This window comes from Vibrio sp. Y2-5 (assembly GCF_014596725.1).
In the GTDB taxonomy this organism is placed as follows: domain Bacteria; phylum Pseudomonadota; class Gammaproteobacteria; order Enterobacterales; family Vibrionaceae; genus Vibrio.
The window spans coordinates 109,545-125,104 of sequence record NZ_JACVEG010000003.1; the positions used below are offsets into that span (position 1 = coordinate 109,545).

The 15,560-nt window shown below is 41.9% G+C and carries 16 protein-coding genes; 10 read left to right on the forward strand and 6 right to left on the reverse strand.

The annotated features are described in order from the left end of the window. The first annotated feature begins 1 nt into the window (after position 1). Both guaD and HUO09_RS09790 read left to right on the forward strand, forming a co-directional pair. Complete coding sequence (gene guaD, locus HUO09_RS09785; protein ID WP_188233852.1) at positions 2-1,369, forward strand: guanine deaminase; 1,368 nt, start codon at positions 2-4, stop codon at positions 1,367-1,369. Beyond that, the gene (locus tag HUO09_RS09790) at positions 1,315-2,577 is read left to right on the forward strand and encodes a urate hydroxylase PuuD (protein WP_188233853.1); all 1,263 of its coding nucleotides are present in this window, start codon (positions 1,315-1,317) and stop codon (positions 2,575-2,577) included. The genes guaD and HUO09_RS09790 overlap by 55 nt, the downstream gene beginning before the upstream one ends. Positions 2,578-2,652: 75 nt before the next feature. Here the strand turns inward: HUO09_RS09790 and HUO09_RS09795 are convergent, their stop codons facing one another. Further along, on the reverse strand, positions 2,653-3,171 hold the full coding sequence (locus HUO09_RS09795) for a cysteine hydrolase family protein (protein WP_188233854.1): 519 nt from the start codon (positions 3,169-3,171) through the stop codon (positions 2,653-2,655). Between the two features lie 115 nt (positions 3,172-3,286). Here HUO09_RS09795 and HUO09_RS09800 point away from each other — a divergent pair, with 115 nt between their 5' ends. Beyond that, on the forward strand, positions 3,287-4,201 hold the full coding sequence (locus HUO09_RS09800; RefSeq protein ID WP_188233855.1) for a GlxA family transcriptional regulator: 915 nt from the start codon (positions 3,287-3,289) through the stop codon (positions 4,199-4,201). Between the two features lie 263 nt (positions 4,202-4,464). Next, a complete protein-coding gene (locus tag HUO09_RS09805) occupies positions 4,465-4,809 on the forward strand; it encodes a YajD family HNH nuclease (RefSeq protein ID WP_167413096.1) in 345 nt (114 codons plus the stop codon). Positions 4,810-4,949: 140 nt separating this feature from the next. On the opposite strand, the gene HUO09_RS09810 is transcribed toward HUO09_RS09805, so the two are convergent. Further along, positions 4,950-5,603 carry a glutathione S-transferase family protein gene (locus tag HUO09_RS09810; RefSeq protein WP_188233856.1) on the reverse strand — a complete coding sequence of 218 codons (654 nt, stop codon included), beginning with the start codon at positions 5,601-5,603 and terminating at the stop codon, positions 4,950-4,952. A 96-nt stretch (positions 5,604-5,699) separates the two neighbouring features. Here HUO09_RS09810 and HUO09_RS09815 point away from each other — a divergent pair, with 96 nt between their 5' ends. The 6 genes from HUO09_RS09815 (at position 5,700) to nlpI (ending at position 10,590) form a co-directional block, all read left to right on the forward strand. Further along, entirely contained in the window at positions 5,700-6,593 is an 894-nt protein-coding gene (locus HUO09_RS09815; protein ID WP_223159383.1) for a LysR family transcriptional regulator, read from the forward strand. Between the two features lie 212 nt (positions 6,594-6,805). Further along, entirely contained in the window at positions 6,806-7,750 is a 945-nt protein-coding gene (locus HUO09_RS09820) for an alpha/beta hydrolase (RefSeq protein WP_188233857.1), read from the forward strand. A 150-nt stretch (positions 7,751-7,900) separates the two neighbouring features. After that, entirely contained in the window at positions 7,901-8,359 is a 459-nt protein-coding gene (locus HUO09_RS09825; RefSeq protein WP_188233858.1) for a GNAT family N-acetyltransferase, read from the forward strand. 50 nt (positions 8,360-8,409) lie between these two features. Continuing rightward, a complete protein-coding gene (locus tag HUO09_RS09830; protein WP_188234151.1) occupies positions 8,410-8,880 on the forward strand; it encodes an N-acetyltransferase in 471 nt (156 codons plus the stop codon). Between the two features lie 20 nt (positions 8,881-8,900). Further along, positions 8,901-9,233 (forward strand): hypothetical protein, encoded by a 333-nt coding sequence (locus tag HUO09_RS09835; RefSeq protein ID WP_223159384.1) that lies wholly within the window; start codon positions 8,901-8,903, stop codon positions 9,231-9,233. A gap of 421 nt (positions 9,234-9,654) precedes the next feature. Then, positions 9,655-10,590, forward strand: a complete 936-nt coding sequence (gene nlpI / locus HUO09_RS09840) for a lipoprotein NlpI (protein ID WP_188233859.1) — start codon at positions 9,655-9,657, stop codon at positions 10,588-10,590. Between the two features lie 183 nt (positions 10,591-10,773). Here the strand turns inward: nlpI and HUO09_RS09845 are convergent, their stop codons facing one another. From HUO09_RS09845 to HUO09_RS09860, 4 genes are all read right to left on the reverse strand, one after another. Then, a complete protein-coding gene (locus HUO09_RS09845) occupies positions 10,774-11,118 on the reverse strand; it encodes a DUF3316 domain-containing protein (RefSeq protein ID WP_188233860.1) in 345 nt (114 codons plus the stop codon). Between the two features lie 780 nt (positions 11,119-11,898). Further along, positions 11,899-13,110: an acetyl-CoA C-acetyltransferase gene (locus tag HUO09_RS09850; protein ID WP_188233861.1), complete on the reverse strand. Its 1,212-nt coding sequence runs from the start codon at positions 13,108-13,110 to the stop codon at positions 11,899-11,901. Between the two features lie 15 nt (positions 13,111-13,125). Next, on the reverse strand, positions 13,126-13,860 hold the full coding sequence (gene fabG / locus HUO09_RS09855) for a 3-oxoacyl-ACP reductase FabG (RefSeq protein ID WP_188233862.1): 735 nt from the start codon (positions 13,858-13,860) through the stop codon (positions 13,126-13,128). Between the two features lie 44 nt (positions 13,861-13,904). Next, positions 13,905-15,494, reverse strand: a complete 1,590-nt coding sequence (locus tag HUO09_RS09860) for a CoA-transferase (protein WP_188233863.1) — start codon at positions 15,492-15,494, stop codon at positions 13,905-13,907. Between the last annotated feature and the right edge of the window lie 66 nt (positions 15,495-15,560).

Genomic DNA, 15,560 nt, shown 5'->3' on the forward strand with positions numbered 1-15,560 from the left:
TATGACGTTAAAGGTACATAGAGGAAGCTTACTTCACTTTGCAAAAGTGACATCGTCACCATCTGAGAACTATCAATATTGGAATGACGGCGTGCTCGTAGTGGAAAATGGGCGTATTACCCATGTGGGAGATGCCAAAGAGTTCTTTTCAATCTCTGCCAACAAAGCGCTGTTGATTCAAGGGCATGTGACTCAACACCACGGATTGCTCATTCCGGGTATGATTGATGCCCATGTGCATTTCCCTCAAATAGAGATGATTGCCAGCTATGGTAAGCAACTGTTGGATTGGTTAAACACATATACTTTTCCAACAGAGCTAATGTTCGCTAATCAAGATTACTGCAATGCTCAAGCAGAGTTCTTCATTAACCAACTTTTTGCTCATGGAACAACCACAGCCAGCGTGTTTGCCACGGTTCATCCACAGTCGGTTAACGCATTTTTTACCGCAGCAGAGCGACATAATGCGCGAATGATTTGCGGCAAAATTATGATGGATCGCTTCTGTCCTGACGAACTGCAAGACACGCCGGAATCAGGCTATCGTGACAGTAAAGAGTTGATAGAACGTTGGCATAAAAATGGACGTGCACTCTATGCGATTACGCCTCGCTTTGCGCCGACAAGTACACCGGATCAGCTAGCCAAAACCGGACAACTTGCCAACGAGCATCCGGATACGTTCATTCAAACTCACTTAAGCGAAAACCACGGTGAAATGGCGTGGGTGAAAGATCTTTTCCCTGAAGACAACGATTACCTAGCCGTGTATGAGCGCTACAACCTTGTGCGTGACCGCGCCCTGTTTGGACATGCTCTGCATCTTAATGATCGGGAATTCAAATCTCTGGCTGCAAACGGTGCGGCGATCGCGTTCTGTCCTTCATCGAATCTATTTTTAGGGAGTGGTTTGTTTAACTATCAAAAAGCAAAAGAGTCTGGAATTCCAGTCGGCATCGCCAGTGATGTCGGTGCAGGAACCAGTCTGAGTCTGCTGCGTAACCAAAGTGACGCCTACAAAGTATGTCAGTTACAAGGCATGAGTTTAGATGCGTTTGAATCTCTCTATCTCTGCACTCAGGGAGCTGCGGCTGCAATGGGGCTCGATCACCTCATTGGCAATTTTAATATCGGCACTGAAGCCGATTTTGTAGAACTCGATCTCACAGCATTTCCGATGCTCAAACAGCGCATTTTGCGTTGTCAGGAATTGTCTGAACAACTTTTCGCTTTGGTCACACTGGGTGACGAGCGAGTGATCGAGAAAACCTATGTTCATGGAAAATTAGTTTATCAAAAGGATGTAATGTTATGTGGCCACAACTCTACGAATGGATTGCGTTATTTATCAAGTGGTTCCATGTAATCTGCGGTATTGCATGGATTGGCGCGAGTTTCTATTTCACTTGGTTAGATAACTCCCTTGAAACTCCACCAAAATGGAAACAGGACAAAGGAATCAAAGGCGATCTTTGGGCAATACACGGTGGTGGTTTCTATGAAGTCGCCAAATACCAAGTCGGCCCAGAAAAAATGCCTGAAAAACTGCACTGGTTTAAATGGGAAGCCTACTCCACTTGGCTAACAGGTACTGCGTTACTGATTTGGATGTACTACTTCAACGCGCAAGCTTACCTAATTGATCCTCGCGTAATGGAACTGACGACTCTTCAAGCCATTGGTTTAGGTGTTGGAGCTATCTTCCTTGGCGTAGTCGTGTATGAGGGATTAATGCGTTCTCCACTGAACCGTTCAACACCTCTGTTTATTGTCGTGTTAGTGCTATTCGGTGCCCTATTCTTCTACGCTTTTGCGCATATGTTCAGCGGTCGCGGCGCGTTTATTCACATGGGGGCGTTGATCGGTTCAATTATGGTGAACAACGTTTTCCATAAGATCATCCCAGGTCAACGGAAGATGGTAAAACAAGTAGCCGCAGGCGAACCTGTGGACCCAGCTCCGGGCTTAGAAGGAAAACGCCGTTCAATTCACAATAACTACTTCACGTTACCAATCATCTTTTTGATGATCAGTAACCACTATCCGATGATTTACCAGCATGCGCAAAGCTGGCTAATTGGGCTGTTAATCATGTTAATCAGCGCTTATATTCGCCATTACTTCAACCTTAAGCATTCCGGTCAGTCAAAACCGAGTGTTATTTACACTGGTGCAGCAGCGATGTTTGCACTGGCGGTTGCTATCAGTTGGCAAGCAACATCACAGCTACACGCGCAAAAAGTGGTGGCTGCTCAAGGCTCTGAATCAATCGTGACGGCAACGGTGGCTAGTACTGCAGTAGAATCAGTACCTCAACTGACAGAGCAACAACACTCTGCACTAGGAATTATTGAAGCTCGCTGTAGCCAGTGCCACAGTTCAACCCCCACAGATGATGTGTTTAAAGTAGCGCCAAGCGGCGCGGTGTTCGACACATGGCAGGACGTTGAACGTTGGAAATCACGCATTCTTGCCCGAGCAGTGGTGAGTGGTGATATGCCGTTCCTCAATAAAACCAAAATGACAGACGCAGAAAGAGATGAGCTGAATAAAATACTCAACACTGTCGAATAATCGAAAAACCACCAGCGCAATGCTGGTGGTTTTTTATCATTAAGGTAAACCTTGATATCGTCGGGAACTTTTCTTCTAAAGTGCTTCCGAAGAATTGATAAGTGGGATTCGAACAGATACCGCATTTAAAGCAAGATTATGAATCATCTCATCCGTAGTCGTACAACAGTCTTCAACGATCGACACTTTGTAATTTTCCGCTTGTTTCGACATCGCCGTATGCGTAACGCAGTTTTGCGTCATCATTCCACATATCAGCAATTCATCAATGTCGAACTTACTGAGCAGGTTCTCTAAGTTAGTTTGATAAAAACTATCAGCATGATGTTTTTCAACCACTTGTGCAGAAGAACAGATTTGCTTTATTTCAGGGTGTATATCTACGCCATGGCTGCCTCTTTCGAAGAAAGGAGCCATTCCTTTCGGCGCTGAAGATACATGCTGAACAAGGAACACCGGAACATTCAATGCATTTGCTTTAGTTGTTAAGTTCTTAATATTGCTCAGCGTCCTATCGGTATTCCACAAAGGGAAATTACCCTTCTCAAAGTAATCATTCTGGATATCAATCACGAGTAGCGCTTTATTGCTCATTTTTATCTCCTATTGCATAAGTCTTGGTACAGGAAAATTATGAGCGACTTGCTGCATTGATTTTAGAGGCTAAAATGACACAAAAGATGCCATAAACGACAAATCAGAGAGAAGCATGCAGAAAATATCCATTGGAATTTGTGAGTACCCTTCAGTATTGAAGTCTGCGGTTTATGGCCTTGAAGAGATGTTTTTACTCGCTAATAGAGTTTGTCAGGAGCACAACATTGACGTTCAATTTGAACCCATTGTTATTCCCCATACCGCGCTGGCTGCGAACAGTTTAACCGTTGTTGTATTGCCACCAGCGTCAGGTGGTGATTACTACTTAAATCCTCAACCCGAGTACATTAAATGGCTACAAGAGCAGTATTCACAAGGTGCTGTCCTTGCCTCTGCGTGTGCAGGCGTCTTCATTCTTGCTCAAACGGAGTTAATTTCGACTAGAGAAGTGACTACCCATTGGGCGCTAGCGGAGACTTTCTCCGCAGCGTTTCCTAGTATTGCTCTTAACAGCAATAAAATATTGGTTGATCATGGCGATATAGTCACTGCAGGCGGGATGATGTCATGGTTAGACTTAGGGTTTGAGCTCATTGCAAAACATGCTTCGCCTAGGGTTGTACGTCAACTGGGTAAAACCTTGGTTATCGACACTGCGCATCGAGAACAACGTTATTATCAGCAATTCAATCCATCGTTCGCCCACGGCGATATAGCCATTGTTGCCGTTCAACAAATCATGCATCAAAATTATGCCAAATCGCTATCGGTACAACAGTTATCAAAGCAAGCGAACCTGACTGAACGTACCCTGCAGAGACGATTCTTAAAAGCGACTGGCTATAACCCAAATCATTACTTGCAACGCCTTCGAGTACAAAATGCGTGTGACTATCTGGAAAGTACATCGCATTCATTTGAATGGATTGCCAATCAGGTTGGTTATGAAGATATAAGCGCCTGCCGAAAAGTGTTCATCAATATTGTAGGTTTAACCCCGCGAGAGTTTCGAAAACGCTTTTGCTGATTCTGGGTAGCTAAAGCATTATTGATGAATAAAAAGGACAAGTATCAGAATATGAGTGAGCCAGAAATGCATGAATGGAATCAAAAACGTTATCTTGTGAGTACTGATAATGAGAAATTCGATATTCAGGAAATACATCAAGATCTGACTCGATCGCCCTGGGCGAAAGGAATCTAGCTTGGGACTGTAGCTTAACCTTGGTCAATTTATACAATTTATGCTTATGCTAGTGTCAGAGCTTAATTAATACATGGGGATACCACATGTCATCAGACTATTATGGAACCAGTGCCAGCTATGCACGAAAGGAAGCCGACTATCGGGAGAAAGCACTTAAATTATATCCTTGGGTATGCGGTAGGTGTGCTAGAGAGTTTGTGTATTCAAACCTGCGTGAGTTAACCGTTCACCACAAAGATCATGATCATACGAATAATCCAGAAGATGGCAGTAACTGGGAATTATTGTGTCTTTATTGCCACGATCATGAGCACAGTAAATACCTTGACCATGATCGTTATGGAAGTGAAATAAAACCCGGTGAAGATGAACACCAAGGGGCGACATACAATCCCTTCGCGGATTTAGCGAAGATGATGAAGAAGTAATTCTAGGGTATCAAAGCGCTTACGGTCGCAAAGTAAAGATTTACAGGGTGATAACCAAGACTAAACCACACCTGATTTAAGCGGACAGGCATCAGCCTAAAAACGCTCACCTGTCCCTTCGCTGTGCCTGCCTTGTTAAGTTAGCTGTAGCTTTTGCTAACATCACTATTATGTGTTTCCTTCCGCAATCCAACATTCGAAAGTTTCATAGGAACAAAGCTTGGTAACGCCTCTACTCTTTTAAGCCACGCTTCCACGTCTGGGTAGTCAGCCAAGCTTATACCGCCCTCTGGCGCTAGCTTGATATAACTGTAGAGTGCTAAGTCAGCAATGGTCGGCGTTGTTCCTACCAGCCACTGGCGGCCATTTTGGTAGTTCTCAAGTTGTTTGAGTAATTTATAAGCTTCTTGAGTAAGTGGTTCACTGTCGATGCTTCGATTGAATATGTTCGCTGCGCGCAGTTTGGCTATTGATCCTGCGAGTCGATTCGCCGCTAGAGAGAGAAACTGCTCAATATGAGCACGCAGTTGGGGTGATTCTGGAAGCCATTGCTGCTGTTTATCATAAACGGTGGCGAGATAAACCAAGATCGCGTTTGAATCAGCAATAACCGTGTCACCATCGACCAAAACAGGTATCTGCCCAAAGGGATTAAGTGCCAAAAATTCTGGTTGTTGATGTTCTCCAGCAGGCAAATCGACAGTAATAAGCTCAAAATTCAATTCAAGCATACTTAATAGCATGTGTGCGCGGTGAGCATGTCCCGAGAGCGGGTACCAGTATAGTTTGAGCATGGTTTTCTCCTTATCGTTTTTTACATTTAAGAACAACTTGCTAAGAAGAAAAACCCCGCTAACATGGAATGATAATTTCCAATATGTTGACAATTTATGGATACTATCGATGGAATGAGAACAGTTGTGGCAGTGATAGAGACTGGCTCTTTTACTGCTGCTTCAGAACGTTTAGGGATATCTAAATCTCTTACTTCCAAATACGTTAATCAGGTTGAAGAGCGGCTCGGAGTTAAACTGTTTCATCGCACTACCCGAAAGCTTTCAGTCAATCAGTCTGGTCAAGAGTACTACCTTCAAGCGCAACAGGTTTTGGCCAACCTTGATAAGCTATATCAACAACTGCACTCAAACAATAAAGATGTCGCTGGACCTTTACGTGTAACCGCTTCTCAGGGATTTGCAGAGGAATTATTGAGCCCTCTTATTCCTGAATTTTATGCGCGCTATCCAGATATCCAGATTGATATGATTGTTACCAATCAAAAACTTAATTTGGTGGAACAAGCCATAGACATCGCTTTTCGTGCCAGTGAACTTGAGGACTCCAACTTAAAATATCGTAAGATAATGTCACTTCAAAGTTCGGTGTATGCGACTCCAGACTTAGCAAAGCAATATGAGCGTGATATTGATTTGTCACAATTGCCATGCCTTATAGATACTAACCTTCATCCCACCGCTCGTTGGCCTGTGAGCAGTTCTTCGAACCAGAGCAATAGCGGTAATAGTCTTGCCGTTCACGCCATTTTCAAAAGCAACAGTCCAAGGATGATCCGTCAATTGACACTATCTGCCGTCGGAGCTAGCTATCAACCCGATATTATCGCCGCACCTTATGTGAAAAAGGGACTACTGAAAAAGCTTGATGTCGGTTTCAAGCCTCTTGAGTATCCGTTGAACGCTCTCTACCGTGGAGGTGACTACCAGCCTGAACGAGTGAAAGTCTTTTTAGACTTTGTTACTGAAAAATTTGGCAAGTTCAAGTAACAATATTTAAATACAAGTGTTTATCTTGGTCTCTAGAATCTTATCAATTACGTTCTCAAAAGCTCGAACTAGTCTTGGTTCAAAATGGCTACCAGCGTCGTCTCATATTTTTTGAATGGCTTTTTCTGTTGTTCAAAGGCATTTTTACTGTACATACATACACTAGTGGCGCACAATTATTGAAAATAATTGAGTGTCCATAGGTGGTATCAGTGCTTAACCAATTAGAACCGGGAATCAGAGAGTTGGTCGAGGGTTTCATTGCTGAAGGAAAGCAATGTCCTTCGACTTTTGATATCGATAGTAGAAGGGCTGGTTACTTATCTAGCACCGCTTTATCTGGCAGTAGTCCTGAGATGTTTGAAGAGTTCATTGATGAGCTTAACGGAACTACAGTCAAAATATACAAGCCAAATAACACAATGGGTTTACCCATTACTATCTATTTCCATGGTGGCTGTTTTATCAGTGGAGGATTTAAAACTCACGAACAGCAATTGAGACAGATAGCAAGTTTATCTAACAGCATAGTTATCTGTATTCAATATCGTTTAGCGCCCGAACATTGTTATCCAGCAGCGCATGACGACGTATACCATGCAGTGCTTGCAATAAAAAAGTTCGCAAGCAAATGCGGTGGTGATACAAACAGGATTATTTTCGTTGGAGATAGCGCTGGAGGACAATTAGCCTTAACTACATCTATACGTTTAAAACAACACCAAAACTGGCTTCCTAAAAAGCAAATATTGATTTATCCAATGCTGGATCCCTTCGGAAAATCGGTTAGTTACATCGAAAACGGTACAGACTACGTTATAACAGCGGATATGCTGCTTTCGGGGTTTGCAATGTACACCGCTAACATGGAAAAAGACTCGATTAATCAAAATCCAGAGCTTAACCCACTTGCATTTGCAGATTTTAACGGACTACCACCAACCTACATTATTACGGCAGAGTTTGATCCTTTAAGAGATGAAGGCGAGCAATGTTATAAACAATTACTCAATGCTGGGGTAGAAGCATATTGTGAACGGTACTTAGGTGTTATCCACGGATTCCATCAATTATCGGGAGTAAGTGAAAGTGCTAGGCGCTGTCTTCGAAATATTTCCGATGAGATTAAGCAAACAACAAAATCGTTTAGTAGTTAATTATTGACCATAGTTTCAAGCAGTGATGACAGGAACACTTATGCCCTTTCATTACTAACTCGAAATTTGAGGCAGCCTTCTTTGGGTATGAATTGACCTACTTTTTCTAATAACGGAATATAGCTGTATTAAATTAGGGGGCTTAAAAGGATGTACTTAAGAAAAGCCAAGGTATCTGAGTTAGACATCGTCTATTCAATGGGGTTTGATGTTTGGAATGATGGTCAACCTTTTGAGGAATACTTAACTGATTGCCGGAACAGCAAAAAATATCAATCTGGCAATTGGTATGTGCTAGTCGCAGGTGAGCAGCTTGTCTCTTCCCTCATCGTCTATAGTGGTCTCTTTGGTCTCAAAGAAGGGAGCTTTGGCATTGGTTCGTTTGCAACGATTTTTGAGCAACGAAACAAGGGCTATGGCTCGACGTTGATAAACTTGGTTAAAAGAGAGCTGTTCAAGAATCCAAGTTGTAAATCAATTTACTTGCACAGTGATATTGAGCGTCAGTATTACGAGAATCTTGGTTTTGTCAGTGTTAATGGCTCAGACTGCATGTGTGCAGTAAAAGAAGGTTCGATGATTGAAAGTTCAATACCAGATTACTTTTAATCCTTAGTTTATAGATATAGTTTCAAATTAATCAGAGCGTCCTGATGAACATGAAAATCAACTTAGTACCAGTAAAAAACCAAGAGTTCGATACTTTGTTTTCTGTTGTGAAACAAGGACTTTACTCGCACGTTGATACCGTCTTTGGTTGGTGTGATGACTTTCAGCGTGAACGTTTGATAAATGAATATGATCCTCATTGGTTTAATTGGATTTATGTTGAAGAAATGTGCGTTGGCATGCTTTGTTTTAAGCCTTATGAAGATGCAATCCATGTACATATGCTCGTTATTTTTCCAGAGTTTCAAAAGAGGAAATTCGGTGAAAAGGTTATGAAGCATGTGCATGAAATAGCTAGGAAGCAAAATCGAAATCAGGTGACGCTATCAAGCTTTGTGTGTAATGAATCCGCGACAAAGTTCTATAAATCACTTGGCTATCAGGTGATGCCAGATAGTGACGAAAACTTCCTTTCTTTGGCATTTAAGGTTGATTTCCACAAGCCATCACACAAAAGTTAGTTGAATCCAGTGATTCTATCATGAGTGCTGCCAGCGAAATATCGCTGGCGGATGCTCAGATGGCGGATGTTATGGTAATTACTTCCGATGAATCAACATCAGCAGCCGTTCATATTGAGCGCGGTCGTGGTGTGGTGACCTCCTCCCACGCCAGTATTGATTCATTAGTCGACAATATTGAAATGGCAATGACCAAAGCAGAAGAGTTGGAGAAAAACTCAGAAGCCATATCATCGGTTCTGGAAATCATTCGTGGTATTGCAGAACAAACCGACTGCGTTGATAGAGCGTCTAAAGAGATTCACCAACAGTTTAACGATCTCAATAGTGTTTATCTTGAACTGAACAACTAGGTTTTTAAGTTTCGAGTCTGAGTAAATTCTATAGAAATAAACAATCGAAATTTGGAAGATTTACTACTCTGCACATATACACGTCGTTTAATGTCTCATTACTGATCGTTGTCGCTCCTTAGCAAAAGTGACAGCAAAGGAACGTATAGATGGAAAAATAAACCAGCGAACCAATTCTGCGAACGCCAATGAATCTCCCCCTACACTTTTAGCAATCCGAACAATATCAAAAAATATCAAACACTTAAAAACATTTTCTTTGATTTCATACTGTTAGGTGTCCCTTTAAGTTCAGAAACCCAGGAACTGTGATTGCACTAATGATTAAACACTCAACAGTTGACTAATTGGTCACTTTTTGTGCTATAAAGGTGCCGACGTTACTTCCATCGGGTATGCGGAAGTAAGAAGGAGTAGATTTATGTTTAAACAGTTCGGCTTTCTGTGTGTAAGTATTGTTGCTATTACTGGGTGTAATCCGGTCGGTTCAGTCGATACACTTGTTAATACAACAGTCGCTGCCCAGCAAGAGAGCTATCCTGCCATGGCAGTCCCTTTACAGCCGAATGCATTGGCAGAAAACAATATCGCAGAGCTGACCCAACTCCTGTCTGGAGACAAAGTTAAAACTGACGATAAAGCCCAGATATACCTAGATCGTGGTCGTTATTACGACAGTATGGGCTTAAGAGACCTTGCCAGAATGGATTATTTTAAATCATTAGAAATTAATCCAAGACAAGCCGATGTTTATAACTTACTCGGTATGTACTATACGCAAATCGGTAAATTTGATACGGCATATCAAGCTTTCGATTCAACCATCGAACTTGACCCTTCAAATTTAAGCGCCGTATTTAATCGAGCTGTTGCTCAGTACTATGGTAAAAGACCTGATCTCGCATTAGAAGACATGAGAACTTACTACGAAAGTAATCCTAGTGACCCTTTCAGCGCATTATGGCTCTATATCATTGAATCTGAGTCAGATAAAAATGCTGCTCTTACCCGACTAAAATCAACTTATGAAAACAAAACAGACCAATGGGAATGGATGCTAGTAGGCATTATATTAAATGAGGTAAGTGAAGAAGATATCTCAAATTATATTGTCAACAGCACAGTAAACAATACCGTGATGGCACAAAAGTTCACCGAAGCATACTTTTATTTAGGTAAGAACTATATGGCCAATGGCGATATTAAAAGAGCGCTATGTGTTTATAAGCTTGCTTTATCATTAAACGTATTCAACTTTAGTGAACACAGCTATTCTTTATTAGAATTGGACAGGATTTCTGATAAGTTTAAATCTGAAAGTAAAAATGGCAAGCAAGACAAATTTGTTTATCGTTAATAGATTACCGTTAATATTAATCGATATAAATTCTCGAAAAGAAATACTGAAAAGGTGATTAACAATAATCACCTTTATTTCAGCATAGTAATCAACTAAGTATGTATTCACTATAATGTACTTCTCGATATAGATAATAACTATATATTCACTGTATCAAACAGATCTGAGATTTAAGTTAAATTAATTATCTGAAATTGCTTTGTAGTTGTAATCGACTTCTACAATCGCACGATACTGCATAGCGTCTCTGCTTGCTGGAAACTCCTCTATTTTTACTTGTGCACTTTCAACAACCATAGTGCCGCCAATTACTGTATCTCCGGTTGTGTTTAGTTTCCATCGTAAATCGCTGTCGCTGGCTGTTTCTAGAGCTTCATACATGTTGAAGCCAGCATCGATTGCTTCTTGTTTGGAAGCAAACGCGTCGGAATACAAAGTTGCATCTCTATGAATAGTTTCACGGGGTCCTGCTGTAGCGGTAAACGCAACTAGCATAGAGCATGCTAAGGTGATTAACGCTTTCATAATATTTCCTTACAATGAACTAACCAATGAAAGTATCGTAAGTAGTATTGGTACTTGCTTTACCTTCCCATTACCAAGAAATTTAGCAACTTACAGATCATATAAATAAATTCCTATGGTAAATGTAAGCCAAGGTATTGTTGGTCATACACCTATACTTTAGTAGTAAAATGATTTAGATCAAGTTTAATAAATATAATTATTGGTAAAAGAAAGTAAATTTTAAATCAAAAAACCACCTGTTATATGAAAATAAAAACCAACAAAATAAAAACAACCTAATAAACATATTGTTATATATAAAAACATATGAATATGAAGTATAAGAACTAATATAGACATATTTAACAATAACATACTAAAATATCTTTAAATTTTCTATCATAATTAAGTAGTTATATTGATATTATTCGGTTATATATAAAACTCACTCTGATAACAATTAATTTATATTATTAATCAATGGCTAATACGTATCCTAAAATTTATACTAACGACTTATGGTTATTTATGAAGGTAAATATTGGTCTTCTAATAACTTATTTTCATATAAGATCCTCAAACCTAAACCGTTTCCTCCATACATCATCCACTACGTGCCTATGTTAGAAGCTAATGATGTACTCAATTTTATAGACGACCTCGAGATCGAATGTCGTTTCAGCTATTGAGCAAACTTCATCGCCATCCTGTTTAAGTTCATAACCATCTGAATTTTATAAACTAAATAGAAATCAAAACAGCTCCTTTTCGGAGCTGATCAGTCACTCATTGATCTGATTAGTTAGGATTTTCTAGAACCAGCGCGGTTCCCATTCCACCACCAATACATAGAGAAGCGAGTCCAAACTTAGATTGAGAACGCAGCATTTCATAGATTAAGGTTGTGACTATTCTCCCACCTGAAGCGCCAATTGGATGCCCCAAAGCAATAGCCCCACCATTCACATTGACGCGTTCTTCAAACCAATTTGATTCAAGATTGTATTGTTGAGCAAGGCTTTTCATAACACCGATAGCTTGCGCCGCGAAGGCTTCGTTAAGCTCCACTTTATCAATATCCGAAAGATTGAGCTTCGCTCGGTTTAACGCCTGTTTAATCGCAGGTACAGGCCCTAAGCCCATGACTTCTGGATCTACGCCGCCCTGACCTGTGGATACCACTTCCACTAACGGGTTCAATCCGTATTGTTTCACTGCACTCTCACTTGCCACGACAAGAGCAAATGCTCCATCGTTAATACCGGAAGCGTTGCCTGCAGTTACAGAGCCTTCTTTTTCAAATGCGGGACGAAGATGAGAAAGCGATTCTAACGTCGTATTAAAACGAGGATGTTCATCCACTTCTACCGTAATGCTTCCTTTGCGCGTTTTGATTTCAAGCGGGATGATCTCTTGACTAAAGCGCCCTGTTTTTATTGCGGCTTCCGCTTTATGTTGGCTGGCTAAAGCAAACTTATCCTGTTCTTCACGGCTAATTGAATACTGCTTAGCAATGTTTTCAGCTGTTATGCCCATATGAATGCCGCTGAAAGCATCCGTTAATCCATCTTTTAATATGGTGTCGATGGCAGAGAAGTCGCCCATTTTGTTACCTGAACGCAGGTTGCCATTCATGACAAAGGGCGCATTACTCATACTCTCCATTCCCGTGGCAACAACTATTTCTGCATCACCAGATCGAATGGCATTCACTGCATTCAATATGGATTTCATGCCACTACCACAGATCATATTTAACGTATAAGCGGGCTTTTCTGCGGGAATACCAGCCTGAATAGCAGCCTGACGCCCGACACCTTGTCCTTGTCCTGCACTGAGCACATTTGCAGCGATCACCTCGTCCACCCTTTCAGGTGCTACTCCTGCCTGTTGCAATGCGGCTTTAATGGTCGCAGAACCTAGCTCCACTGCTGACAATGGCGCTAAGCTTCCCAAAAATGAGCCTATCGCCGTACGTTTAGCTGCAACAATATAAACTTTGTTTTCCATAACTTCGTTTCCCAATTAGAGCACCAGTCCACCGTCGATTTTTAGCACTTGTCCAGTAATGAAACTCGACTTATCACTGGCTAAAAACTCTACGCCGTTAGCGATGTCCTCAGTGGTTCCCATACGCCCTAGCGGTGTTTTCTGTTTCATCATATTGAGAACTTTTTCAGGAAGATCCGCCGTCATCGGCGTTTCAATAAAGCCCGGTGCTACACAGTTTGATCTGACCTGTGCGCCTTTACGTGCAAACTCTTTCGCCCAACTCTTACTCATAGCAATAACGCCACCTTTGGTCGCTGCGTAGTTGCTTTGGCCTATGTTTCCGTCTGTACCCACGACAGAAGACATGGTCACAATTGAGCCATAGTTGTTTTCCATCATTAAAGGAGCAACCGCTTGAGTAACGTTGAATACCCCTTTTAAGTTGACATCAATAACTAAATCCCAATCCGCTTCTGTCATTTTGTCGATAAGCGCGTCTCGCGTAACGCCGGCATTATTGACGAGTACGTCTACTCGCCCGAACTGGGCTTGAATGCTGGTAACGAGCTCGGCTATTGCGGCTCTGTCACAGATATTAATGGTGACAGGAACCACGCGCTCCATGTGACAATACGCTTCCATCAAAGCCTTATCATTCATATCTAATGCGTAGACCATTTCAGCACCCTGAGTATAAAAGCGCTCAACAACCGCTTTACCGATTCCTTGAGCTGCACCGGTGACAATACATACCTTGTTTTGAAACATAGTTACTGACCTTTCTTTTATCTTTTTTATTGAAATATAGGGATTTAATCTGCACCTGATATCAAATCAGAGTGCAGGTTTAATGAAAATTTGGTTTGGAAAATCGCGCTGTTCATAGTTATTAACTCAGGACTAATGAAAGGCTTAAAAGCCATGTGACGAAGAATGTCGCGCTCAATATCGATACCTGGGGCTATTTCAATCAGTTCAATACCTTGTTCTACCATCCGAAACACAGCTCTTTCAGTGATGTATAGCACCGGCTTATTGGCTTTTAATGCCTGATTAGCACTGAAAGTAATTTGTTCAACTTGGGAGATAAATTTGCTCTGATTACCTTCATTGATGATTTGCAGTTGCCCACCTTCAACTTGAACATCTAAACCTTTAGCCGTGAAAGTGCCGCAGAAATACACTTCTTTGGCGTTTTGAGTTATGTTGATAAACCCACCACAACCAGCGATTTTGGTACCGAATCGGGAAACGTTGATGTCGCCTTTTGCATCACATTGGGCAAGCCCGAGAAAGGCTTGATCAACGCCGCCACCATCATAGAAATCAAACATTTGGTCTTGCCCGATAATAGCTTCGGGAAAAGCTGAAGCTCCGAAGTCAAGTCCACTGGCTGGAGAACCACCCACAGCACCCGGTTCCACCGTTAAGGTGAATTTGTCTAGAATGCCAGCTTGTTGTGCCACTTTGGCTATGTATTCAGGCGCGCCTATACCAAGGTTGAGCACCGAATTCTCTCTCAATTCCATCGCAGCTCGGCGAGCGATAATGGTTTTCGCATTTATCGGTTGTTCACTAGTGGAAAGCGCATCGGAGTTTTGGGGTAATTTAAGACCACGCCCGACAAACTCAGGGTTCATTTGGGTAGCAAATGTCTGCATGTGCTCGTTAAGATCGTCACACACCACCACAGCATCGACAAAAATGCCCGGAATTTTGACTTGATGAGGATCTAACGTTCCGGCGGGTACAACTTGTTTAACCTGAACGATCACCTTCCCGTTGTTATTAGTCGCAGCTTGCGCAGCAGCAAGGCTTTCAACAATCAAACACTCATCCTCCATCGTAATATTGCCGTTTTCATCGGCAGTAGTACCGCGCAAAATCGCAATATCAATGGGGATTTTGTTGTAAAACAGATACTCTTCATCATCAATTTCGACAACGCGAACCCAGTCTTGAGAGGTAATAGCGTTCAGCTTACCGCCCTCAATGCGAGGATCGACAAAAGTGCCCAATCCCACCTTAGTCATCAAGCCCGGCTTACCTGCAGCGCCATCTCGTAACAAATGAGAGATCACGCCTTGCGGTAAGTTGTAACCTTCAATTAGGTTGTCCACCACCAGCTGTTGCAGTTTGGGAACCAGCCCCCAATGTCCACCAATCGCTCGTTTCACTAGCCCATGCTGTGCTAGGTGGTTGATGGCTTTGGTTTTACCATCCCCCTGACCCGCAGCAAAAACCAGTGTGAGATCCTTAGGAAAACCCGATTGCTGATAACGTTCACCAATTGCTCGCTCGATAGCTTCAGGCACAACACTGCCAATAAACCCACCAAGCATGAGCGTTTGCCCGTCTTCAATCCAATGTGCAGCTTGCTCTGCCGTTAGTTTCGTAACCACAATTCACCTTCCTTGATTCGATGAATTTCAGGTTAGACATAAAGATGGAATTTGATAATTGCACAT

Bases quoted from the DNA above. Each gene is read 5' to 3' on its own strand.
- HUO09_RS09850 (WP_188233861.1), bottom strand. From the start codon at position 13,110: ATGGAAAACAAAGTTTATATTGTTGCAGCTAAACGTACGGCGATAGGC.
- HUO09_RS09845 (WP_188233860.1), bottom strand. From the start codon at position 11,118: ATGAAAGCGTTAATCACCTTAGCATGCTCTATGCTAGTTGCGTTTACC.
- HUO09_RS09805 (WP_167413096.1), top strand. From the start codon at position 4,465: ATGTCATCAGACTATTATGGAACCAGTGCCAGCTATGCACGAAAGGAA.
- HUO09_RS09815 (WP_223159383.1), top strand. From the start codon at position 5,700: ATGGATACTATCGATGGAATGAGAACAGTTGTGGCAGTGATAGAGACT.
- HUO09_RS09800 (WP_188233855.1), top strand. From the start codon at position 3,287: ATGCAGAAAATATCCATTGGAATTTGTGAGTACCCTTCAGTATTGAAG.
- HUO09_RS09810 (WP_188233856.1), bottom strand. From the start codon at position 5,603: ATGCTCAAACTATACTGGTACCCGCTCTCGGGACATGCTCACCGCGCA.
- HUO09_RS09795 (WP_188233854.1), bottom strand. From the start codon at position 3,171: ATGAGCAATAAAGCGCTACTCGTGATTGATATCCAGAATGATTACTTT.
- nlpI (WP_188233859.1), top strand. From the start codon at position 9,655: ATGTTTAAACAGTTCGGCTTTCTGTGTGTAAGTATTGTTGCTATTACT.
- HUO09_RS09835 (WP_223159384.1), top strand. From the start codon at position 8,901: ATGAGTGCTGCCAGCGAAATATCGCTGGCGGATGCTCAGATGGCGGAT.
- HUO09_RS09790 (WP_188233853.1), top strand. From the start codon at position 1,315: ATGTGGCCACAACTCTACGAATGGATTGCGTTATTTATCAAGTGGTTC.
- HUO09_RS09825 (WP_188233858.1), top strand. From the start codon at position 7,901: ATGTACTTAAGAAAAGCCAAGGTATCTGAGTTAGACATCGTCTATTCA.
- HUO09_RS09830 (WP_188234151.1), top strand. From the start codon at position 8,410: ATGAAAATCAACTTAGTACCAGTAAAAAACCAAGAGTTCGATACTTTG.
- fabG (WP_188233862.1), bottom strand. From the start codon at position 13,860: ATGTTTCAAAACAAGGTATGTATTGTCACCGGTGCAGCTCAAGGAATC.
- guaD (WP_188233852.1), top strand. From the start codon at position 2: ATGACGTTAAAGGTACATAGAGGAAGCTTACTTCACTTTGCAAAAGTG.